The organism is Myxococcus sp. NMCA1 (assembly GCF_026810205.1).
Classification (GTDB): Bacteria; Myxococcota; Myxococcia; order Myxococcales; family Myxococcaceae; genus Myxococcus; species Myxococcus xanthus_A.
Window position 1 is genome coordinate 8,434,671 of sequence record NZ_CP113950.1, and the last position, 21,815, is coordinate 8,456,485.

Consider the following 21,815-nt stretch of genomic DNA (forward strand, 5'->3'; position numbering starts at 1 on the left):
TTCGGCTACACGTCCTGCTTATAGATGTGGATGGCCCGCTTCAGGTTCTTCCGAACGCCTCGGCCTACCTCGTAGGCATATGCCACGAAGAGAAGGGCCTTCACGTCCCCAAGCCGAGCACTGGCCCTGTAGAGCGCGATGGACTCCTTCAACCGTGCCTTGCGGGAACTGTTGGCGAGCATGGCTGCCAGATTCATCCGAGCCGGTGGGAATCCCAGGGCCAAGGCGCGCCGGTACCAATGCTCGGCACGCCGCAGGTTCGGCCGACCCAGATTGAAGGCGGCGACCCCATCCGCGGCCTTCCGCGTCCAGCGAAGAGCCTGCGGCACATCCTGACGGATGCCGTCTCCGTGCTCGAGATGGAGTGCGACATTCGCCTCGACGGCCAACGGCGTGACGACGGCCTTGCGGCTTCGGCGAACCTTCTTGTCCTGCTGTTGAACCAAACGTCGGCTCCCTGGGACTTGGGTAAGAGCTCCTTCGCCCGGTGCACCTGAGCGCAAGCACGGCATCGTAATACCGAGGCGCTGCCGCAGCGGCGACCGAGCTGTCTTTCACGTTCGCGTGAGGAAGCGGGCCTGACCTTCGCCCGGGACTGCCAAGCTGCGCCTCCATCCCTGGCGCTCCACTGGAGCGGGCATGCGCCCCTTACGCAGGCCGCCCCGTGGCCGAAGCGTCCGCCATGTCTAGCTTCCCGCACGGGAGGCCCGATGGAGGTCAAATCCCTCGTCTCGCTTGCCGCCCAGCTCATGGAGTGGGCCGGCGTGGGCAGCATGGTGCTGGGGGCGGTGCTCGCCCTCGTCTTGCTTGTCACGGGCAAGCCGCTTCCCGCCGGTGAGGCCTACCGCCGCTTCAGGCTGAACCTGGGCCGCGCCATCCTCCTGGGCCTGGAGTTCCTCGTCGCCGCCGACATCATCCGCACCGTGAGCCAGCGCCCCACGCTGGATGGAGTGCTGGTGCTCGGGCTCATCGTCCTCATCCGGACCTTCCTCAGCTTCACCCTCACCGTGGAACTGGAGGGACGCTGGCCCTGGCAACACCGCGAGGACATCGCTGGTCCTGTTCATCCTCCGCCAACGTCGTCCACCCCGCAGCACCATGTGCCGCCCAATCCCGACGCACCACGTCCGGTGAAGCACTGAACGCAGTGGGTCGGCCACGTGGGCAGCGCCACCGTCATCCGCAGCACCCTGCCCTCCCCTGTCGTGAAGTGGCACACGGACGTGTCCTCTCGCGCCGTGCATCTCGCGCCAACGCCGCTCCAACGTGCGCGCCCGCGTTTCCCCCACACAAGGAGCAGCACTTCATGAAGCATCCCCTTCCAGGGCTCGTCCTCGCCGCCTCGCTGTTCACCCAGGGCGCGTCATTCGCTCAGTCCGGCATGCCCGACAGCCCACCCTCCCAACAGGACACGGTGTCCGTTCAAAAGGGCATGGCCACGTACCGCGGCTACACCGCCCCCACGGACGAGAAGGCGCTGCTCGACCGGCTGCACCTGGCGAACCAGCACGAAATCAAGTCGGGCCAACTCGCCCAGCAACACTCCCAGAATCCAGACGTGAAGGCCTTCGGAACCATCATGATGAAGGCGCACACCGCGCTGGACCAGAAGCTCACGTCCTACGCGCGCAGCAAGGGCCTGAAGCTGGCCGAATCCCCCAAGCCGATGAACGACGCGGAAGAAGCCTCCATGGCCAAGGACAAGGCCACGATGGAGCAACTCCAGGTCATCCGCGGCGCCCCCTTCGACTCCGCCTATCTGGCCTCACAGGTCACGGGACATGACGCCGTCCTGGGCATGGTCCTCACCGCCCAGAAGGCCATGCCCAAGGCCACTCCCGAGCTCGCCGCCCTGCTCGAGGACCTCAGCAAGCAGGTGCCCGCCCACCGGCATCAAGCCTGGAACATGCTGGGCAAGCTGGGAGGCGACACGGGCGTGGGCGGCTCCGGTCCGGCGCACCCGCCCCCGCCGAAGCCCTGACCCGAAGCGCGGCGCACTCTCACACGCCGTACACACCTGAATCCCGATGATGAAGCCGGGCACGCGCACGAGGCATGATGGTTCGCATGATGCCTCGGACGCTGACCCTGACCTTCGTCGTCACCGTGAGCGCGCTGCTGACCGGCTGCTTCAGCGACACGGACACCATCTGCGAGAAACGGAAGGAGTGCTTCACGGACACGCTCAACGTCCAGTCGTGCGAGGACGACCTCAAAGCCTGGATGGAGCGGCAGGACCAGGACCGCCGCAGGGACCAGCTCGCCGCGTGCGGGGACTGTGTCGGCAGCAAGACCTGCTCGCAGATTCGCACCGCCTGCATCGGCGCCTGCTTCGGCGTTCCCTGAGCCCTGAATGACAGCGGGGCCCGCATCTCACGATGCGAGCCCCGAGTCCTACGACATCACGCAGCGGCTACTTGCGCGTCCACTGGTCCAGCCAACCCAGGACCTCGTCGTGCCACTGCACGCTGTTGGCCGGGCGCAGCACCCAGTGGTTCTCTTCCGGGAAGTAGAGCAGCTTGGAGGGAATGCCCTTGCGCTGGAGCGCCGTGAAGGTGCCCAGGCCCTGCGTCTCCACCACGCGGAAGTCCTGGCCGCCGTGGATGACCAACATCGGCGTCTTCCACTTCGCGATGTGCTCCACCGGGTTGTGCTTGCTGTAGCCCTCCGGGTTCTCCCACGGCGTGCCCTTGTGCTCCCACTCCGGGAACCACAGCTCCTCGGTGTCGAAGTAGCCCATGCGCTCGTCGAGGATGCCGTCGTGGTTCACCAGGCACTTGAAGCCGTCCGGCCAGTTGCCGGCAATCCAGTTGATCATGTACCCGCCGTAGCTCGCCCCCAGCGCGCACATCTTGTCCTGGTTGATGAAGCTGTAGCGCTTGAGCGCCGCGGCCAGGCCCTTCTGCAGGTCCTCGAACGGCTTGCCACCCCAGTCATCGGAGATGGAGTCCGTGAACGCCTGCCCGTAGCCGGTGGAGCCGTGGAAGTCGACCATCACGGCCACGTAGCCACGCCCCGCGTACACCTGCGGGTTCCACCGGTAATGGAAGTGATTGCCGAACGAGCCCTGCGGCCCACCGTGAATGATGAACGCCAGCGGGTACTTCTTCTTCGGGTCGAAGTTCACCGGCTTCACGACGTAGGCGTGAACCGTCTCGTTGTTCCAACCCGGGAACGAGAACTGCTCGAAGTCACCGAAGCGGATGCGGGCCAGCGCGTCCTGGTTCACCTGGGTGAGCTGGCGCGACTCCGAGCCATCCACGTTCATCACGTGCAGGTCCGCGGGAGAATCCAGGTCGTCATACACGTAGACCAGACGGCCTCCCGCGGCCGGCTGCGGCGCGTCCGCGGCGCCGTCCTTCGTGAGCTGGGTGGGCTTCCCCGTGGCCACGTCCAACGCGAAGATGGGCTGCTGGCCGACGTGCCCGGCGCTCGCGAAGAGCGTCTTGCCGTCCGCGCTCCACGCGAGGCTGCCGACGGAGCGGTCCCAGTCCTGGGTGAGCACGCGCTCCTGACCACTGGGCCAGGTGCGGAGGATGACGCGGTAGCGGTCCGCCTCGAAGCCGGGGCGCGACATGGCCAGGTAGGCCAGCGTCTTGCCGTCCGGGCTGAACACGGGGCTGGTGTCGGTGGCGCGGTTCTTCTCCGTCAGCTTGCGCGGCTTCGCCTTGCCATCAATCGGCGCGACGAAGAGGTCCAGGTCGGTGGACCAGGCCTCGGCGCGGCCCACGTCCCGCGCGGCGAAGACGATGCTCTTGTTGTCCGGTGTGAAGGTGAACTCCTCCGCGCCGCCAAAGGGCTTGGAGGGGCTGTCCGCGTCCATGCCCTTCATCACGTCCACGGGCGCGCCGCCGGCCACGGGGACGACGAAGACATGCGAGCGACGTCCGTCCTTCCACGTGTCCCAGTGCCGCGCGAAGAGCTTGTCGTAGGTGCGGCCGGTGGCCTTGCGCTTGGAGCGCTCCTCTTCACGCTGCGGGGTGCACTCCAGCGTGGGGCAGTCCGGGAACACCTCCAGCGCCACTGCCAGCCGGGTGCCGTCCGGCGACACGCGGAAGGCGCCCACGTCCAGGGGCAGCTTCGTCACCTGCACGGCCTCGCCGCCGTCCACGGCCAGCCGCCACACCTGCGAGGAGCCGCCGCGCGAGGACAAGAAGAAGAGGCTCTTGCCGTCCGGCGCCCAGGTGGGCTCGGAGTCCGCGTCCGGATGCGAGGTGAGCTGGCGCGGCGCGGCGTTTCCATCAACGCCGACGAGCCACAGGTCCGTGCGTCCCCGGTTGGCCTCCATGTCCGTGGTGCGCAGGACGTAGGCGACCTGCTTCCCGTCGGGGGAGACGCGCGGGCTGCTCAGCCGGCGCAGCGAAATCATGTCGTGGTGGGTGAACGGCTGGGGCCGGGCCGGCGCCGGAGTGGCGCTCAGGGCCAGGGCCGCGAGAAGCGACAGCGGCAAGGGAGTCTCCTGGTTCAGTCGCACCGCGGTCACCCCACCCGAGGGGTGCGTCACGGGCACGGTTGTCGGGGGTGGACGCTGCCTGCTACGGCCCGCGCTGTCCACCTCCGCGTACCCGGGGTGCCACCCACGCGCATCCCCGGCGCACTCCGTCATGACGCGGCGCTTCGACGCGGTTAGACACGGGCCCATGAGCGAGCCCATCACCATCCGCGTCTGGTCCGATTACGTCTGCCCCTGGTGTTACGTGGGCTACGCCGAGGTCCAGAAGCTGAAGAAGGAGTACGACGTCCAGGTGGACTGGCGTCCCTTCTACCTGCGCCCGGAGACGCCCCCTGAAGGCCTCCCCCTGCCGGACTACGTGCGCGAGAAGATGAAGGACCCGAACAACCCGCTGAAGCTCCGTGCCCAGGCAGCCGGGCTCACCCTGGTGATGCGGGACATCACCCCGTCCACCCGCCGCGCCCACGAGGCCACCGAGTACGCCCGGGAGCAGGGCCGGCTGGAGCCGTTCCACGCCGCCCTCCTGCGCCGCTACTGGAGCGAGGGCCAGGACCTCTGGCAGTGGGACACGCTCCGCGGCGCCGCCCAGGAGGCGGGCCTGGACCCGGACGAGGTCCAGCGCGTCGTCGAGGAGGGCCGCTACACGAAGGCCGTGGAGGACTCCATCCAGGAGGCGCGGACCATCGGCGTCAACGCGGTGCCCACCTTCGTGCTTGGGGAGCGCTTCGGCCTCCAGGGCGCACAGGAGTACCCGGTGTTCCAGGAGGCCATGCGGCGGCTCGGCGCGACGCCCCGCGCGCGGCCCTGAGCGTCAGAGCCCCTTGAGCAGCACGAGCATCCGGCCGAGCGTCTCGTCGCCCCCGCTCCCCGCCAGCCCCTGGGCCAGGGCGTGGAGCTGGGGCGCCTGCTCGACGTGCTTGGCGATGAGCTGGAAGCACTCCACCGCGGCGGCATCGAGCCGGGCCTGTGACTCGGCCGTGTCCGCCGCGGCTTCCGCGCAGAGCGCCACCACCGTGGGGTGGCCGAAGAGCGTCCAACAGAGGACGGCTTCGCGCAGCGCCATGCGGAACACGTAGTCCAGCACACGCGGCGCGTCCGTGAACGGGTGGCGCAGCCAGTGGTTCACCGCGTGGTGGCGCAGGTACTGCTCCACCCGCTGCGCCAGCCCGGGTGACAGCCGCTCGCGGCGCTCCGCGTAGCGGCGCCATGCGTCGTCGGGCAACAGGTCCGCGCCGCCGTAGGACTCCAACACCAGCCCCACCAGCGTGTGGAACCGCTCGCTCCGGACCGCGCCCAGGCGGGACTTCAGCACCGCGGCGCAGATGCCCACCCACGGGCCTCCAGGCAGCGCCAGCGCCGCGAAGCCACCGTGCAGCGCCGTCAGCGTCTCGGGCAGGGTGAAGGTACGCAGCACTTCCGCCAGCAGGGCCTCCGCGCCCTCGCGCGCGCCGCCGTGGAACACCTCCGTGCCCCGGCAGTAGAAGCCGTCCAATCTGAGGCCCAGCTGCCCCAGCGCGAAGAGCCTCGCGGCGAACGGCAGCTCGCGGCGCTGGAGCACCGACAACGCGGTGGAACGCACGGCCGCCGCGTGCTGCGTCCACGCGTCCTCGGAATCGCCGCCGCCCAGGGACCGCGCAATCTCCGGACGAAGCGCGAGGTCCTCGGACACGGGCACGGTGTCCACGGCGTCCTCCGCCAGCAGACACAGGCGAGCAACCTCTGGACACGCGAGCGAACCGCTCACCTCCAGCCCGTGCGCCCAGCGCGTAGCAACGCGAGGAAAGGTGGCGCACGCATCCGGCAGCGCGGCCTCACCATAGGCGCGGTGCAGCGAGCACGTCTTCCGAGCATCCAGGAACACGCAGTGCCCGTCCTCGCGCTTCGCGATGACGGCCTCGTCGCCGGGGCTGGCGTCGGGCTCCGGCCGGATGAAGGCCTCCACCCGCTCCGCGTCCGGGCCGCCCGCCACCGCCTGCTTCAAGCGCTGAAGGCGCGGCTCGCTGACGAGGACGACGAGCCCCGCGCAGCAGGTGTCCTCGCAGGCCTCCGCGAGGCACCTGAAGCGCGTCATGTACCGGGGCACGGTGGCCGTCATGGCGGCACGCTACTTCCTGCCCAGCGCCTTCTTCACGAAGCTCCAGAAGCCGCCCGCGCGCTCCTTGAGGTCGGCGCCGCGGCGCTCCTCGGCGGCCTTCACGGACTCCTTGCTGACCTGGAGCTGCTTCTGAAGCTCCTCCGGCGAGTAGCGCGTCGCCAGCGTGGCCTTCACTTCCTTGCGTGTGGAGTACTCACGCGCCTCCACGTGCAGCACGCATTCGGAGTCCAGCTTGAGCGTCACCGCCACGCGCACCGAGCCCTTGGGCCCCTTGGGCAAGCCTTCGATGCGCACGGTGCCCAGGTACTCGTTGGCGGAGATGTGGCTGTCCTCACCCTGGAAGATGGACAGCTCCAGGAAGACCTCGTTGTCCTTCGTCGTGTTGATGGCGAAGGAGCGCTGCGCGGGCAGCGGGCTGTTGCGCTCGATGACGCGCTTGAAGGCGCCACCGGGCATCGCCACGCCCACCGTCATCGGCAACACGTCGATGAGCACCACGCTGCTCACCTTGTCCACGGAGCCCGAGTAGAGCGCCGCGCCCAGGGCCACGGCTTCGTCCGCGTTGACGCTGGCCTGCGCGCCCTTGCCGAAGAGCGACTTGAGCTTGTCGCGCACCAGCGGCATGCGGCTCATGCCGCCCACGAGGATGATGTCGTCCACCTCGGCGGCCTTCAGCTTCGCGTCCAGGAGCACGTCGCGCACCACGTCGATGGTGCGGCTGAGCAACGGCTCGCAGATCTTCTCCAGTTCCTGCCGGCTGAGGACCACGCGCAAGTCACGCGGCCTGCCCGAGTCGTCCATCATCAGCATGGGGATGTGGACCTCGAAGGTGCTGCGCTCGGACAGCCCCATCTTCGCGCGCTCGGCCGCGTCACTCACGCGCGACAAGGCGATGCCGTCCCCCGTGAAGGCGATTCCTTCCTTCTCCTGGAAGCGCGCCAGCAGGTAGTCGACGATGAGGTTGTCGAAGTCGATACCCCCCAGGAAGATGTCGCCGCCGGTGCCGAGCACCTCGAAGACGTTCTTCTCGATTTTCAGAATCGTGGCGTCGAAGGTACCGCCGCCCAGGTCGTAGACGAGGACCTTCTTGTTGAGGTCTCGGTTGAGGCCGTAGGCGAGCGCCGCGGACGTGGGCTCGTTGAGGATGCGCTCCACCTTGAGGCCCGCGAGGATGCCGGACTTGCGCACGGCCTCACGCTGCGGCTCGGAGTAGTACGCGGGCACCGTCACCACCGCGCGCTCCACCTTCTGGTTGAGGTGGGCCTCCGCCATCTCCTTGCACTCGCGGAGGATGATGGCCTGCACCTCTTCCAGCGACAGGGCCGTGTCCGCCAGACGCACGGCGGCGCGGCCGGCGGAGTCGGGGACGATGTCGTAGTGGAAGCGCTCGCGGACCTGGTTCACCACGGCGCTGTCGTAGGGACGGCCGACGAGCCGCTTCGCGCCGTAGATGGTGTGCTGGGGACGCAGCACCAACTGGTTCTTCGCGCGGTGGCTGACCAGCAGCTTGTTCTGCGCGTTGAGCGAGATGACGGAGGGAATCGTGTTGTAGCCCTCGCGCGAGCGCAGCACGAGCGGCCGGCCGTTGGAGAGCAACGCCACGCACGAGTTCGTGGTGCCCAGGTCGATGCCGATGACGGGCCCCGTGCCGTTGAGCGGCACCGGTGGAGGCAGGAACACCGTCTTCGGCAGGCCGTGTTCATCCAGGCCGGGCGCCTGCGCGGCGGCCTTGGCCACGGCGGGCGCGAGCACCGAGGGCGTCGCCGCCGGCGCCGGTGCTCGAGGCGCCTCACGGCGCACTTGGGGAAGCCCTTGAGGAGGAGGCGGCGGAGCCGCGGGCGGCGGAGGCAGCGGACGGGCCGCCATGGGCGGCTGTACTGGCGCGGGCGGAGGAACCAGCGCCGCGCGCGGCGGCGGTGGAGGCGCGACGGGAGGTACTTCCTCCACGTCCTCGGACAGGTCGAGGTCGAAGTCGATGCCGCCGCCCCCGGAACTGGCCGGAGCGGGCGCGCGCGGCGGAGGCGGAGGCGGAGGCGGAGGCGCCGCCTTGCCCACGTCCTCGGACAGGTCGAAGTCGAAGTCGATGCCGCCGCCCCCCGCGCTGGCCGGAGCGGAGGCGCGCGGAGGCGGAGGCGGCCCCTTCCCCGCGTCATCGGCCAGGGCGAAGTCGAACTCGAAGACGCCCCCGGCCGAGACAGGCGCGGGAGGAGGCGCCGCCGGTGCGCGCGGCGGTGGAGGCGCCACGGGCGGAGGCGGGCTCACGTCCTCGGACAGGTCGAAATCGAACTCGATGCCACCGCTCCCCGCGGGAGACGCGGCCGGAGCCGGCGGTGCCTTGGGTGCCACCGGGGCACGCGGCGGAGGCGGAGGCGGCGCGGCCTCCGCCTCGCTCAGGTCCAGGTCGAACTCGAAGCTGCCGCCACTGGAGACAGGCGCCGGCGGAGGTGCCACGCGCACGGGTGGAACCGCGGGCGCACGAGGCGGCTCCGCGACGGCGTCACCCAGGTCGAGCTCGAACTCCAGGGCCCCACCACCCGCCGACGCGGACGACGGCTCGACCTCCAGGGAGATGCCGACCTCGATGGGAGGATCGTCGAGCGGCGCGCCCATGGCCACGGGCGCATCACCCGACGGGCTCTCGATTTCGAACTCGAAGCCCGGCAGGGGCTCATCGATGTCCAGCGTGGCCACGGGCGGAGGCGGCGTGCTCGCGATGAGCTCGTCGAGCGGAATGTCCACGTCATTCGCGGCCACCGGAGGCGGCGGCGAATAGGAGACGGGCACGCGGCTCGGAGGCGGTGTCCTCGGCTCGTCCACCACCGACGGGACCAGGTCGAACGGCTCGTCAAGGATCGGCGCGGAGGAACCACCCTCCGGCTCCAGGTCATCGAACAGGGAGTCGAGCGCGATGCCCCCCACATCCGCGGGCGCGGCGGCGGGGCGCGCCTGCACAGGGGGCGCGGGACGGGCCTGGACCGGCGGCGCGGGACGGGCCTGCGCCAGGGGCGCGACGGCGGGCGCGATGGACGGCGCAATCGCGGGCGCAACGGACGGCGCGATGGACGGTGCAATCGCGGGCGCCACGGACGGCGCGATGGCGGGCAGGGGCTGGACGGCGGGCGCGCTGGAATCCGCGACGGTCTTCCGCATCAACATCATTTCGACGAGCGCGCGGCTCGCCATGTCCAACTCCTCGAACTGCAACCCCATGCCCGGAGGCCCCGCGGGGTCACCGACTTCGCGCACCCAGCGGACCAGCGCGGAGCCACGCAGCACCCGCACGCCTCCCGCAATCTGCACCTCGAACTTGACGGGCGTCCCCACCGCCTGCGGGGTGCGCGAGCGGATGAACATCCCACCCGGGCTCAGGTTGGTGGCGAACTCCTCCGCGAAGCTTCCCACACTCTCATGCTTCAGCTTCACCAGCAGGCCAACTGCTTTCCTGTCCGTGGTGCGCCTGCCTTGATCCATGGCGAGGACAATCGCGGTACGCGACCCGCCGCTCAAGTAGGTTTTGCCCCCTTGGTCCCCTGCCCGGCGAATGGGCGGCGGCAGGTGGGCAGACCACCTACCTGTACCTTCCTATATCCTCCGCGGCGTCCCTTGGGAGCCCTCATGAGCGCCATCCCACTCGCAGTCCCAGCTCCCGCCCGCGCGGGCTGGCTCGTCGACCGGCGGCACGACCTGATTTCCACGGGGGGCGGCCTCGGAGTGAGTCTGGCGCTGGTCGGACTCCATGTCTGGGGTGGCGTCAGCAGCCTGATGTTGTGGTGGGCGTGGGTGCTCGCGCTGGATGGGCCGCACCTGTTCGCCACGGTGTCGCGGACCTATCTGGACGCGCGGGAATGGCAGACCCGGCGGCGTTTGCTGCTGGGGAGTCTGGCGTGGTTCGCGGCGGGCCCGGTGTCGTTCGGACTGTCGGCGCTGCTGGGCACGAAGCTGCCCTTCGCCCTCTTCATGACGGCGGCGGCGCTCTGGGCCTACTGGCACGTGGTGAGGCAGCACTACGGCCTCATGGTGCTGTACCAGCGCAAGGGCGGTGAGTCGCTGCCACTGGACCGGCGGCTCGACAGCGTGACGCTGTACACGGGGCTGCTGGCGCCCTTCGTCGCGTTCGCGGTGTCGCATCCGGGCGCGCGCAAGCAGCTGGGCCTGGTGGGTCCGCCCACATGGGAGCCCGTGGTGGCCGGAGCCTGCTTCGCGACCGTGCTGGCGCTGGTGGTGCTCTACGCGGGCCGGCAGGTGCAGCGACACCGGGCGGGTCTGAAGGTGAATGGTCCCAAGCTGCTGATGATGGGCGCGGCGATGGGACTGTCGGCCGTGGTGTTCTGGCCTCCGTTCGCGGCACGCATGGACTTCATCATGTTCGCCGTGGCGGTGACGGCGTTCCACAACGTGCAGTACCACGGCGTGGTCTGGTTCTATCACCGCAACCGCTACCACGCGGCGGGTGTGGATCCGGCGCCGTTCGGATGGGCGCCGAAGGTGAGCCAGCGCTTCATCATCTACGCGGGGTGCGGCATCGTCTTCACGCTGCTGTACCGGGGCCTGGGTTGCGGCTTCGGCGCGCACCCGGGCTGCGGCGGCTTCGACTTGAAGGTGCCCCTGGGCGCGGGCCTGACGCTGCGCAACCTGATGGAGTGCTTCATATGGGGCTTCGCGCTCCACCACTACTACCTGGATCAGAAAATCTGGCGCGTGAGCCGGGACACCGGGTTGAACCGGGACTTGAAGCTCGGGACGGTACCGGCCGCCTGACCTCCGACCCGCCTGGCGCCCAGGAGGTGACATCTGGATGCCGGAACCCAGGCACGGCCCGAATCCGGTGATAGCGTGCGCCGCGAATGAAGCGGATTCTCTGGGTCCTGGGTGCAGCCTTCGTGCTGCTGGTGGCGTCCGGCGCGGGCGCCTTCTTCTGGATTGAGCAGCAGGCACGCACGGCCGCGGCGCCCCCTGGCGCGGACGTGGTGGAGTTCACCGTGCCCAAGGGCACGTCCGGGCGAGGCCTGGGCACGCTGCTCGAATCGCAAGGCCTCATCCGTGACGCGCGGGTGTGGCGCTGGCACCTGTACCGGCGCGGCAGCTTCGCCCCCAAGGCGGGCCGCCATGAGGTCAGCGCGTCAATGACGCTGGCCGAGCTGGCCACGGAGCTGGAAGGCAACCCCATTCCCGAGGACGTCCCGTTCGTCGTCGTCGAGGGCTGGCGCCTGCGCGACACGGACGCGGCGCTCGTGGCCGCGGGCTTCATCAAGCCGGGCGCGTACATCGCCGCGGCCAGCAAGCCCAAGAACTTCACCGCGCCCTTCCCCCTGCCCTCCACGGGCACGCTGGAGGGCTACCTCTACCCGGAGACCTACGGCGTGATTCCGGGCAAGTTCGATGTGGAGGCGCTCATCCAGCGTCAGCTGGACGCCTTCGCGCAGCGCTTCTACGCGCCCAACCGCGATGCCATCCCGAAGAGCGGTCGCACCCTGCACGAAGTGGTGGTGATGGCCTCCATGCTGGAGCGAGAGGAGCCGCTGCCCGACCAGCGCCCCCTGGTCGCCGGCATCCTGTGGAAGCGCGTGGACAAGGGCTACCCGCTCGGCGTGGACGCCACGTCGCGCTATGAGCTGGCGCAGTGGAATGACCGCGTCGCCTTCCTCAAGCGCCTGCGGGATCCACAGGACCCGTACAACACGCGGCACAAGAAGGGCCTGCCGCCCGGCCCCATCGGCGCGCCCACCGTGGCCTCGCTCCAGGCCGCGATGTCGCCCAAGCCGAGCGAGTACTGGTACTACCTGCACGACGCGCAGCGCATCCTCCGCCCGTCGCGCAACGCGGAGGAGCATGAGGCGCTCCGCCGCAAGTACAACGTGTACTGAGGCGTGAACTCAGCGCCCCTGGAACACGGGGGCGCGCCGCGCGGCTGCAGCGGCCAGTCCCTCGCCCAGATCCTGGCTGCCGTAGCTCTCCGCCTGGAAGCGAGCCTCCTCCTCCAGCGCGCGCTGAAGCTCCGCCCTGTCGAGCCCCAGCCGCTGTTTGAGCGCACGCACGGCGAGCGGCGCGTTCGCGGCAATCCGTCCCGCGAGTTCCTTGGCGCGACTGAGCACCTGTCCCGCCGGTGCTGCCTCCAGTGCCAGTCCCAGCTTCACCGCGTCCTTGCCATCGAAGCGGCGGCCAGTGAGCAGCAGCTCCGCGGCGGCTTGCGCTCCCGCCCGGCGCGGCGCCAGGTATGTGGCGCCCATGCCCGGATGCAGGCCCAGTTGGACGAAGTTGAGCGCCAGCTTCGAATCCTCGGCCACGAGGCACACGTCACACGCCAGCGCCACGCACAGCCCCGCGCCAATCGCGGGCCCGTCCACCGCGGCGATGACGGGCACCGGAAGGTCCAGCACGCTGAGATAGCGCGCATAGAAGCCAAGCATGAACGCGCGCGCATCCTCGAAGGACACCTGGCGCAGCCGCTCCAGCATCTTCAGGTCCCCACCGGCGGAGAACGCGCCTCCCGCCCCGGTGAGCACCACCGCCCGGACATCGTCACGCCCCTTCAGCTCGGCGACGCGCGCGCACAGCGCGTCTCCCAACTCGGGCGTCATCACGTTGCGTCGGGCGGTGTCGTTGAGGGTGAGGGTGGCGACGGCACCCTCCACCTCGAGAAGGACCTCTGCGGCAGGAGCGGACATGGCCGCGCACTGTAGCGGCCCCGGCCGTTACGGCACCACGAGACGAAGGAAGGCGTCCTGGTTCCAGGTGTCGCCCGCCCCATCGCGCTGCCAACCGGTGACCGCGAGCCCACGACCCGGCACCGTGGCCACACCCGCGGTGGTCAGCGAGCACACCCCGCTGGCGCAGGGCTGCGCATCCAGCGTCTGCTCCCCCAACCACGCCCCTGAAGCCGCGTAGCGCGTCAGCACGCTGCCACACGTCACCGCGACGCCGCCCGAGTCCTCCACCGCGACGGACGCGCCCAGCTCGGTCACCGGCCCACACACGGGCTGGCGCACCCAACGCGCGCTGCCATCCGCGCCCGCCGTCAGCACGAAGGCCCCCGAGGAACCGAGCGACGCCTCGCCCCACACCAGCAGGCCGATGAAGTCACCCGCCGCCACGAGCGTGCCATCCGCCGCCACCGTCACCGAGGTGATGCGCCCCTTCACGCCCGGCAGCTCCTTGCCCCACAGCAAGCGCCCGGACGCATCGAACGCCAGCACCACGAAGCCGCGCACACCGGGCGCGCCGAACGTCTGGCCGTCCACCTCCAGCGCGTCCACGAGCTGTCCGGCCAGAATCGACTGTCCCGAAGGCGCCAGCGCCGCCGCGTGCAGCGCAGTGTCCATGTTGGCGCCGTGGAAGCGCCGCGTCCACAGCACGGAGCCATCCGCGGCGTAGCGCGTGAGCACGGGGTCCTCGATGAACTCCCCCTCCCACTCCTCACCCGCGGCGAGCACGCCGCCCTGCGCGTCCGCGGCGATGGCGTAGACCTTCTGTCCCACGCGGTGCTGCCAGACAGGTGAGCCCTCCGCGTCGAACTTCACCAGGAAGCCGTCCTGCGCCTCGCCCAGTCCGAAGTCCGCCGAGTAGAGGAACGCATTGCCCGACAGGAACGTCGCCGCGTCGCTCGCCGCCACGCGCGTGTCGGAGAAGCGGTTGCGCCCCCACTCACGCGACCAGCGCGGCGTCCCATCCGCCGCGTAGCGCGCAAGCGTCAGCGCCAGCTTCTCGCCTTCCACGGGCTCGCGCTCACCGTCCTGACGCGGCGTGCTGTACACCACCACCGCCACATCTCCGGAGGGAGCTGTGGCCACGCCCGTCCCGACGTCGTCCTGGGGCCCACCCACCACCAGGTTCCACGGCGAGGCCGCGGCCGGAATCGGACGCTGCGGGAGCCCGCTGGAGTCCTGCGGCGCCGTGGGCGTCACGGCCACCCCGGGGGTGCCTTCGTCGCCGTCACGCGGCGCTTCGGCCAGAGGCCCCCCGTCCCCGCTGCTCCCGCCGCACCCGCCCGCCACCCACAGCAGGGCAACTGGAAGAAGCCCCGTCCAGAGGTTGCCACGCCCACCACGCCGCCGAAATGACCCCATGACACGCTCCAAGGAGCCTGCTCCCGTCCACCGGAAGCGAGGCCCTGGGAACCTAAGCAGCGTGTCCAGCCCCCGGCATTCCCCCCCAGCCCAGGGGCACTGTCACATGGCAGGGGGGCATGCAGGCGATCAGCGCGCCCATGTGCCCCGGCGTGCCGGGGTGTGCGGCAGCGGAATAGGTCTGCCCCCGAACGGTTGGCAGCGCACGCCTTGGCGCAGGGGTGGCGGAATCCTTTGGTCCCAGCGCCGCCCACGAATTAAGAGAACCCTTCCATGGAAAGCGCCGCCCCCGACTCTCTGCCCGTGCCCGACGCCTCAGGCGACGACCTCCGTGCCGTCGAGGAGCTCGCCCAGGCCCGCAACGAAATCGTCGCCCAGATTGAAAAGCGCGTCGTCGGTCAGCGCGAGGTGGTGGAGCACCTGCTCATCTCCCTCTTCAGCCGCGGCCACTGCCTCTTCGTGGGTGTGCCGGGGCTCGCCAAGACGCTGCTCATCTCCACGCTGGCGGACGTCCTCAACCTGTCCTTCAACCGCATCCAGTTCACGCCGGACCTGATGCCGTCGGACATCACCGGCACGGACATCCTGGAAGAGGACCGCACCACCGGCCGGCGCACCTTCCGCTTCCTCCAGGGTCCGCTGTTCGCGAACATCATCCTGGCGGATGAGGTGAACCGCACCCCGCCGAAGACGCAGGCCGCGCTGCTGCAAGCCATGCAGGAGTACCGCATCACCGCCGGTGGCCGCACGTACCCGCTGGAGCTGCCCTTCCTCGTCTTCGCCACGCAGAACCCCATCGAGCAGGAGGGCACCTATCCGCTGCCCGAGGCCCAGCTCGACCGCTTCATGTTCCTGGTGGACGTGGGCTACCCCACCGCCGACGAAGAGGTGCAAATCGTCAAGAGCACCACCGGCGGTCCGCAGCCGAAGCTGGAGAAGATTCTGTCCCCCGAGCGCATCCTCGCGCTCCAGGAGTTGGTGCGCCGCGTGCCGGTACCGGACCACGTGGTGCGCTACGCCGTGGAGCTGGTGCGCCACACGCGGCCCAAGGAGCCGGGCGCGCTGGACTTCATCGCGAAGAACACGTCCTGGGGCGCCGGCCCCCGCGCCAGCCAGTACCTGGTGGTGGCCGCCAAGGCGCGCGCCATCCTCCACGGCCGCTTCGTCGCCACCGTCGAGGACGTGCGCGCCCTGGCCCGTCCCGTGCTGCGCCACCGCGTGCTGCCCAACTTCACCGCGGAGAGCGAGGGCATCACCTCCGTGAAGCTCATCGACCAGCTCCTCACGGTGGTGAAGGGCTAGCCAAGCCCGCGCCATGCTGCTCGACGCCCAGACACTGGCCCGCCTCCAGGGAGTGAAGCTGCGCGCCCGCGCGGTGATGGAGGGCGTGTTGTCCGGCCTCCACAAGAGCCCGCATCAGGGGCAGAGCGTGGAGTTCGCGGAGCACAAGGAGTACGCTCCCGGCGACGAGCTCCGCCACTTGGACTGGAAGGCCTACGGCAAGTTCGACAAGTACTACGTCAAGCGCTTCGAGCACGAGACGAACCTGCGCGCCGTCATGGTGGTGGATGCATCCGCCTCCATGGGCTACCGCAGCGGCGCGCTGAGCAAGCTGGACGTGGCCACCACGCTGGCGGGCGCGCTGTGCTACCTGCTGGTGCGCCAGCAGGACGCGGCGGGCCTGGCGCTGATGGCGGGCGGCAAGTGGAAGGACGTGCCGCCGCGCGCGTCGGCCGGGCACCTCAACGTGCTGCTGGACACGCTGGAGCACACCGAGCCCACCGGCACCACGGACCTGGGCGGCGCGGCGGACCACCTGGCGGAGGTGTTGCCCCGGCGCTCCAGCGTCATCGTCCTGTCGGACCTGCTGGACGAGAACCAGGACGCGCTGCGCCGCATCCTCGCGCTGCGCCAGCGAAAGAACGACGTGTCCGTGTTCCACCTGGTGGACCCGGCGGAGCTGACGTTCCCCTTCGACGACCCCACGCTCTTCATCGACATGGAGGGCCAGGGCCGCATCGAGGTGAACCCGCGCGAAATCAAGGAGAGCTACCTGGAGGAGTTCAACGCCTTCCTGGCGAACGTGAAGACCGCGTGCGCCGAGGCGGACGTGGACTACGACCTGGTGCGCACCGACGACAAGCTGGATGACGTGCTGCTGCGGTACCTGTCGCGGCGCGGGAGGCGCCGGTGACCTTCGGCAATCCGTGGATGCTGCTGGGCGCGCTGGGCGCCCTCATCCCCCTGCTGGTGCACCTGTTCGACCGGCGCCGTCCCAGGCCGCACCCCTTCGGGCCGCTGGCCTTCGTGATGCGCAGCCAGAAGCGTACCGCCAGCCGCCTCAAGCTCAAGCGCCTGCTGCTGTACGCGCTGCGCACGCTCATCCTGCTGGCCATCCCCATTGCCCTGGCGCGCCCCGAGCTGACGCGTGACGCGGCCGCCGCGCAGGTGGTGAAGGGCCCCGCGGCCACCGCCATCATCCTGGACGCGTCGTTGTCCATGCGCTGGTCGGACGGCACGCCACTCTTCGAGCGCGCCCGCGACGAGGCCCGCGACGCGCTGAAGGACCTGCTGCCCGAAGAGCCCGCCACCGTGCTGGTGTGCACGCAGTCCCCCGCCGCGCCGCCGCCGCCGGGCTTCGACCGCGGCCGTCTGCGCTCGCTGGTGGATGAAGCGAAGGCCACCCACGGCACCGCGGACCTGTCGCGCTGCCTGGACATGGCGGCCCGCGCACTGGAGGAGAACCCCATGCCGGCCAAGCGGCTGGTGCTGGTCTCCGACATGACGGCCGCGGCCTTCCGCCTGGAGGCGCCGCCGCCCACGGTGAAGGGCCCCACGGGCGCGCCCGTGAAGCCGGAGGTGGTGCTGCGCGACGCGGCCGAGGGCCACGAGGTGCTGAACAACCGCGCCATCGTCGACCTCAAGGTGGAGCCCGCGCTGCAGGCCGGCCCGCGCACGTTCCAGTTCACCTTCACGGTGCGCAACTTCGGCGCGGAGCCGGTGAAGGACCTGGAGGCCGCGGTGCGCGTGGGCGAGTCCACGCTGGCCAAGGGCTTCGTGGACATCCCCCCGGGCGGCACGACGCAGAAGACGCTCACCGTGCGCTTCCCGCAGGGCGGCACGGTGCTGGGACAGGTGACGCTGGCGCCGGACGCGCTGGTGGAGGATGACCGGCGTTCGTTCGTGCTGCCGGTGCCCCGCGCGCTGAAGGCGCTGGTGGTGAATGGCTCGCCCCACGCGACGCGCTACCGGGACGAGGCCTTCTTCGTGGACGCGGCCCTCACCGCCCCGGGCTCGCCGGTGGAGGTGGCCACGCGCGACGCGGAGGTGGGGCTGCGCGAGGACTTCTCCACCTACGACCTGGTCCTGCTGCTCAACGTGCCCGCGCCGAGCGCCGACGAGGCGCAGAAGCTGGCGGCCTTCGTGGAGAACGGCGGCGGACTCTTCATCAGCATGGGCGACCGGGTGAACCCGGAGGCGTACAACCAGCGGCTGGGCCCGGTGCTGCCGCGTCCGCTGCGCCTGGTGCGCACCAGCGCCGAGCGCGACGACCCGGACGCGGACACCAAGAGCGCGCGGCTGGCGCAGGTCTTCGTGGAGCACGTCCTCTTCTCGCCCTTCACGGGGAAGGCGGAGGAAGGGCTCGTGGGGGCGCGCTTCTACAAGTACATGCTGCTGGAGGCGGACTCCCCGGGCGCGGCCGGCGCCAGTCAGGTGCTGGCCACGTACGAGGACGGCGCGCCAGCGGTGGCCGTGGCGCGCAAGGGCAAGGGGCGCGTGGCGCTGCTCACCAGCACGGTGGACCGCGACTGGAGCGACTTCTCCATCCGCACCTCCTTCCTGCCGCTGATGCAGCGCTTCGCCGCCTACCTCACCGGCTCGCTGGACGAGCGCGAGGAGGTGCGCGTGCGCGTGGGCGAAAGCGCCACGCTGCGTCCCGAAGGCGCCCAGAAGGTGTCCTCGGTGCGCGCGCCGGACGGCACCGAGGTCTCCGTGAATGAGCAGCCGGAAGGCGCGCTGGTGGCCGGGCCGGTGACGGAGCCGGGCGTGTACTCGGTGCTGGGCGCGGACGGGAAGGTGCAGCCGGACCTGTCCTTCGCCGCCGTGCTCGATCCTTCCGAGAGCGACCTGGGACGTGTGCCGACGGACACCCTCACCGCCTACTTCGGAGAAGAGACGGTGAAGGCCTCCACGGGTGACGCGGACAAGCCGACGGTGCCGCTGTGGACCTGGCTCATCCTGGCCGCGTGCCTGGCGTTCTTCTTCGAAGGCACGCTGCTGCGCAAGTAGCCGTCACCTGGCCCGGAGCCGGCGCATCATGACGCCGCCCACGACATCGCTGGACGGGTTGGCGTTCTCACAGCACGCCGTCAGACCCTTCTCGCAGTAGAAGCACGCGCCGCAGGCGGAGGTGGCTCACGCCGGGGCCACCTCCTCCACAACGCCGGCGAACTCGCTGCGTGCGCGCATGTGAGTCCTGCTCCTTTGTGGGCAAAGGGATGAGGACCGCGCACCGATGCGGCAAGGCGGGAGCGGCGCTCGTGTGTGTGCCCCCTGTCCTGGCTGGGCGCTCTGACGAGGGAATGCCCGGAACCAAGCCTGGAACCAGACCCGCCAAGTCCTCTCAACACGCTCAAATTGGAATAGCCGATATCCGCGAAACTGATATGCAGGCGTATAATTTTAAGTAATTCTATGGATTGTGCACAAATCCAATTTACCTAAAAATCTTGACTTGCCTGTGACGCACCCGGCCGGCCGGCGTGCCTCGCGGGCAAACACCCCGTTGCCCTGGAGCACACCTTGAAGCGTTCCACCTTGAAGCTGACCTCGGCCGTGACGGCCTTCATGACCTTCTCCACCTTCGGTATCGGCTGCGGTCCCGCGGATGGCAGCAGCGGCCCGTCGGCCGGCATCACCCAGAACCAAGCCCTGTCCGGGCAGAACCTGTTCAAGGGCATGGCCTTCGGCCTGGGCCCCGCGGCGCACTACTTCGACGACCTCTGGCAGCGTCCGGAGATCAAGGCGAAGCTGGGCGACGAGACGCTGGCCAAGCGCGAAGAGGCCGCCGAGGCCGTCATCGCGAAGATGAGCGCGCTGGACCCGGCGTTCTTCGAGCGCTTCGGCAACGACCTGCGCAGCGGCAACCACCTGGTCATCGACCAGCTGCTGACGGACACGCGGGAGCTGACGGTTGCAGCGGCGAACGCGCTGCGCAAGGACGCGGGCCAGGCGGGTGAAATCAACGCCGCCGCCCTGCAGCAGGTCGAGGCGGGCCTGTACCTGTACGTGGAGACGGCCGTGGCCGTCGCCATCGTGCTGATCCTCATCCTGACCCAGATCGACATGACCCCGGTCATGGAAGGCCCGCAGTCCAGCCAGCTCCAGCGTGACGTGTGGGTGGACATGCTGGCGAAGCGGTTCGCCGCCGCTGAGTAGTCGGAGCACTCCGGGGAGTGTCCATCGCCCTCACCGGTGGGCCCTCCCCTTCTTCCTCTTCCCCGAGCACGGCCGTGACCGAGTCCACTCCTCCCTCTCCCCAGACCTCCCCAACGCGCCGCCTGGGCCTGCTGGCCCTGGGACTCATCCTGGGCTGGACCACGCTCACGGTCTACGCCCTGCACGCGGCGCTGCCCTACAACCCCATCGAGCTGCCCTTCGAGAAGCACTTCAACATCAAGCTGCTGCTGCCAGAGGGGTGGGCCTTCTTCACTCGCGACCCGCGTGATGACCGGATGCTGCCCTACCTCCGCACCGCGGACGGCCAGTGGGCCTGGGGAAGCGACACGCCAAACTTCCAGTGGAAGAACGCCTTCGGTATCAACCGGGCCGCGCGGGCACAGGGCGTGGAGCTGGGGCTGCTCCTCCACGACACCGCGGCCCTTCCCCGGGAGGACTGCAAGGAAGCCCCCGCCGTCTGCCTGGAGCGCGCCCCCGTGGCCAAGACGCTCCGCAACACCAGCCCGCGGCCCACGTACTGCGGCCAGCTGGGCATCGTCTTCCAGCGGGCCGTTCCCTGGGCCTGGAGCCGCACCAACCAGGGGAAGCCCATCACCATGCCCTCGAAGGTCCTGAGGTTGGACGTCGAATGCTGACCGCGCTTGGAAACCGTGCCCGCGCCTGGGTGGCGGGCCCCTCCCCCTGGAGCAATGTCTACGGCCTGGCGCGCACGCTGGTCGCGCTGGGGACGGGTGGCACGCTGGCCTTCAGCGACACCACGACGCTGTTCCGGCCCGTCGCGGGCATCCCCGAGGCCCCCGTCTGCGAGGGCATCCGCGCGGCATCCTTCTTCTGCGTGCTCCCCTCCGGCTGGCTGGAGGTGGCGCGGTGGGCGGCGGTGCTGCTGCTGCTCGTCGTCGCCTCCGGCTGGCGCCCGCGCGTCACGGGACTGGTGCACTGGTGGGTGGCCGTCAGCATGCCGTGGTCCGCGTCGCTGACGGACGGCGGTGACCAGATTGCCGCCATCCTGGCGCTGCTGATGCTGCCCCTGGCGCTCACGGATGACCGGCGCTGGCACTGGGACGCGCCCCGCGAATCCACGGGGAGCGACGAGGCGAAGCGGCTCATCGCCCGGTCGGCCTGGGTGATGCTCCGCCTCCAGGTGGCGGGCATCTACTTCCACGCCTCCGTCGGCAAGTTCAAGGTGACGGAGTGGGTGGACGGCACGGCCCTGTACTACTGGCTGCTGGACCCCAGCGTCGGTGCACCGGACTGGCTGGCCGGTGTGATGCTCCCCGTCCTGAGCAGCCCCGTGGTGGCGCTGCTCACCTGGTCCGTGCTGCTGCTGGAGTTGGGGCTCGCGCTGGGCCCGCTGCTGAACCCGTCCCTGCGCCGCGTGCTGCTGCCCCTGGGTATCAGCTTCCACCTGGGCATCGCCGTGTTCCACGGGCTCATCAGCTTCGTGCTCGTCATGTGCGGCGCGCTCATCCTGCTGCTCCGTCCGTTCGACGAGCTCTTCCGCTTCGAGGGCCTCCGCGCCTGGGTGCGACACATGCGGACCCCGCCCGTGCCCACCGCCACGCCGTCCCTGGAGCCGGTAGCGGTGCAGGTGGCGTCGGTGCCCCCCACCGACGGCGCATGAAGCGCTGCGACGTCGCCGCCGCCCTGGCGCCCCCCAAGGCTGCGGCCTTCGCGTCACGGTGAGCGGGCCACGAGGGCTCTCTCGCTCTCTTGCCCTCAGGCAGGCACACGTCGCCACGGGCAG

General features: G+C 69.9%; 18 protein-coding genes. 12 read left to right on the plus strand and 6 right to left on the minus strand.

Features of this window, described 5'->3' with window-relative positions; genetic code table 11:
- Positions 1-5 precede the first annotated feature (5 nt).
- The gene (locus OZ403_RS34830; RefSeq protein ID WP_237079993.1) at positions 6-446 is read right to left on the minus strand and encodes a tetratricopeptide repeat protein; all 441 of its coding nucleotides are present in this window, start codon (positions 444-446) and stop codon (positions 6-8) included.
- Positions 447-710: 264 nt separating this feature from the next.
- Between OZ403_RS34830 and OZ403_RS34835 the strand changes: the two genes are divergently transcribed.
- The 3 genes from OZ403_RS34835 (at position 711) to OZ403_RS34845 (ending at position 2,346) form a co-directional block, all read left to right on the plus strand.
- Entirely contained in the window at positions 711-1,142 is a 432-nt protein-coding gene (locus OZ403_RS34835) for a DUF1622 domain-containing protein (protein WP_140795512.1), read from the plus strand.
- Between the two features lie 164 nt (positions 1,143-1,306).
- Entirely contained in the window at positions 1,307-1,981 is a 675-nt protein-coding gene (locus tag OZ403_RS34840) for a DUF4142 domain-containing protein (protein ID WP_268782779.1), read from the plus strand.
- An 86-nt stretch (positions 1,982-2,067) separates the two neighbouring features.
- Entirely contained in the window at positions 2,068-2,346 is a 279-nt protein-coding gene (locus OZ403_RS34845) for a hypothetical protein (RefSeq protein ID WP_225888226.1), read from the plus strand.
- Positions 2,347-2,413: 67 nt separating this feature from the next.
- Here OZ403_RS34845 and OZ403_RS34850 read toward each other — a convergent pair whose 3' ends face one another.
- The gene (locus tag OZ403_RS34850; RefSeq protein WP_174258967.1) at positions 2,414-4,450 is read right to left on the minus strand and encodes a S9 family peptidase; all 2,037 of its coding nucleotides are present in this window, start codon (positions 4,448-4,450) and stop codon (positions 2,414-2,416) included.
- Between the two features lie 190 nt (positions 4,451-4,640).
- Between OZ403_RS34850 and OZ403_RS34855 the strand changes: the two genes are divergently transcribed.
- Positions 4,641-5,261: a DsbA family oxidoreductase gene (locus tag OZ403_RS34855; RefSeq protein WP_237079996.1), complete on the plus strand. Its 621-nt coding sequence runs from the start codon at positions 4,641-4,643 to the stop codon at positions 5,259-5,261.
- 3 nt (positions 5,262-5,264) lie between these two features.
- On the opposite strand, the gene fliB is transcribed toward OZ403_RS34855, so the two are convergent.
- Positions 5,265-6,548 (minus strand): flagellin lysine-N-methylase, encoded by a 1,284-nt coding sequence (gene fliB / locus OZ403_RS34860; RefSeq protein ID WP_268782780.1) that lies wholly within the window; start codon positions 6,546-6,548, stop codon positions 5,265-5,267.
- Positions 6,549-6,557: 9 nt separating this feature from the next.
- The gene (locus OZ403_RS34865; protein WP_442929665.1) at positions 6,558-10,019 is read right to left on the minus strand and encodes a TIGR02266 family protein; all 3,462 of its coding nucleotides are present in this window, start codon (positions 10,017-10,019) and stop codon (positions 6,558-6,560) included.
- Positions 10,020-10,163: 144 nt separating this feature from the next.
- Between OZ403_RS34865 and OZ403_RS34870 the strand changes: the two genes are divergently transcribed.
- Together OZ403_RS34870 and mltG are read left to right on the plus strand one after the other, a co-directional pair.
- Positions 10,164-11,306 carry a hypothetical protein gene (locus OZ403_RS34870; protein ID WP_268782782.1) on the plus strand — a complete coding sequence of 381 codons (1,143 nt, stop codon included), beginning with the start codon at positions 10,164-10,166 and terminating at the stop codon, positions 11,304-11,306.
- A gap of 86 nt (positions 11,307-11,392) precedes the next feature.
- Positions 11,393-12,412 carry an endolytic transglycosylase MltG gene (gene mltG, locus OZ403_RS34875; RefSeq protein ID WP_140795519.1) on the plus strand — a complete coding sequence of 340 codons (1,020 nt, stop codon included), beginning with the start codon at positions 11,393-11,395 and terminating at the stop codon, positions 12,410-12,412.
- 9 nt (positions 12,413-12,421) lie between these two features.
- Here mltG and OZ403_RS34880 read toward each other — a convergent pair whose 3' ends face one another.
- Both OZ403_RS34880 and OZ403_RS34885 read right to left on the minus strand, forming a co-directional pair.
- A complete protein-coding gene (locus tag OZ403_RS34880) occupies positions 12,422-13,213 on the minus strand; it encodes an enoyl-CoA hydratase/isomerase family protein (protein WP_268782783.1) in 792 nt (263 codons plus the stop codon).
- Between the two features lie 27 nt (positions 13,214-13,240).
- Positions 13,241-14,611: a hypothetical protein gene (locus OZ403_RS34885; protein WP_268782784.1), complete on the minus strand. Its 1,371-nt coding sequence runs from the start codon at positions 14,609-14,611 to the stop codon at positions 13,241-13,243.
- A gap of 273 nt (positions 14,612-14,884) precedes the next feature.
- Here OZ403_RS34885 and OZ403_RS34890 point away from each other — a divergent pair, with 273 nt between their 5' ends.
- From OZ403_RS34890 to OZ403_RS34915, 6 genes are all read left to right on the plus strand, one after another.
- On the plus strand, positions 14,885-15,913 hold the full coding sequence (locus tag OZ403_RS34890; protein WP_011556536.1) for an AAA family ATPase: 1,029 nt from the start codon (positions 14,885-14,887) through the stop codon (positions 15,911-15,913).
- 13 nt (positions 15,914-15,926) lie between these two features.
- Entirely contained in the window at positions 15,927-16,805 is an 879-nt protein-coding gene (locus OZ403_RS34895; RefSeq protein WP_140795522.1) for a DUF58 domain-containing protein, read from the plus strand.
- The gene (locus OZ403_RS34900) at positions 16,802-18,901 is read left to right on the plus strand and encodes a BatA domain-containing protein (protein WP_268782785.1); all 2,100 of its coding nucleotides are present in this window, start codon (positions 16,802-16,804) and stop codon (positions 18,899-18,901) included. The genes OZ403_RS34895 and OZ403_RS34900 overlap by 4 nt, the downstream gene beginning before the upstream one ends.
- Before the next feature lie 513 nt (positions 18,902-19,414).
- Positions 19,415-20,050: a sporulation delaying protein family toxin gene (locus tag OZ403_RS34905; RefSeq protein ID WP_011556539.1), complete on the plus strand. Its 636-nt coding sequence runs from the start codon at positions 19,415-19,417 to the stop codon at positions 20,048-20,050.
- Between the two features lie 74 nt (positions 20,051-20,124).
- Positions 20,125-20,706: an SdpA family antimicrobial peptide system protein gene (locus OZ403_RS34910; RefSeq protein ID WP_140795525.1), complete on the plus strand. Its 582-nt coding sequence runs from the start codon at positions 20,125-20,127 to the stop codon at positions 20,704-20,706.
- Positions 20,700-21,692 (plus strand): sporulation-delaying protein SdpB family protein, encoded by a 993-nt coding sequence (locus OZ403_RS34915; RefSeq protein ID WP_140795526.1) that lies wholly within the window; start codon positions 20,700-20,702, stop codon positions 21,690-21,692. The genes OZ403_RS34910 and OZ403_RS34915 overlap by 7 nt, the downstream gene beginning before the upstream one ends.
- The last annotated feature ends 123 nt before the right edge of the window (positions 21,693-21,815 follow it).

Coding starts and splice junctions, on each gene's coding strand:
- OZ403_RS34835 (WP_140795512.1), top strand. CDS start 711: ATGGAGGTCAAATCCCTCGTCTCGCTTGCCGCCCAGCTCATGGAGTGG.
- OZ403_RS34840 (WP_268782779.1), top strand. CDS start 1,307: ATGAAGCATCCCCTTCCAGGGCTCGTCCTCGCCGCCTCGCTGTTCACC.
- OZ403_RS34845 (WP_225888226.1), top strand. CDS start 2,068: ATGATGCCTCGGACGCTGACCCTGACCTTCGTCGTCACCGTGAGCGCG.
- OZ403_RS34855 (WP_237079996.1), top strand. CDS start 4,641: ATGAGCGAGCCCATCACCATCCGCGTCTGGTCCGATTACGTCTGCCCC.
- fliB (WP_268782780.1), bottom strand. CDS start 6,548: ATGACGGCCACCGTGCCCCGGTACATGACGCGCTTCAGGTGCCTCGCG.
- OZ403_RS34865 (WP_442929665.1), bottom strand. CDS start 10,019: ATGGATCAAGGCAGGCGCACCACGGACAGGAAAGCAGTTGGCCTGCTG.
- OZ403_RS34870 (WP_268782782.1), top strand. CDS start 10,164: ATGAGCGCCATCCCACTCGCAGTCCCAGCTCCCGCCCGCGCGGGCTGG.
- mltG (WP_140795519.1), top strand. CDS start 11,393: ATGAAGCGGATTCTCTGGGTCCTGGGTGCAGCCTTCGTGCTGCTGGTG.
- OZ403_RS34880 (WP_268782783.1), bottom strand. CDS start 13,213: ATGTCCGCTCCTGCCGCAGAGGTCCTTCTCGAGGTGGAGGGTGCCGTC.
- OZ403_RS34885 (WP_268782784.1), bottom strand. CDS start 14,611: ATGGGGTCATTTCGGCGGCGTGGTGGGCGTGGCAACCTCTGGACGGGG.
- OZ403_RS34890 (WP_011556536.1), top strand. CDS start 14,885: ATGGAAAGCGCCGCCCCCGACTCTCTGCCCGTGCCCGACGCCTCAGGC.
- OZ403_RS34895 (WP_140795522.1), top strand. CDS start 15,927: ATGCTGCTCGACGCCCAGACACTGGCCCGCCTCCAGGGAGTGAAGCTG.
- OZ403_RS34915 (WP_140795526.1), top strand. CDS start 20,700: ATGCTGACCGCGCTTGGAAACCGTGCCCGCGCCTGGGTGGCGGGCCCC.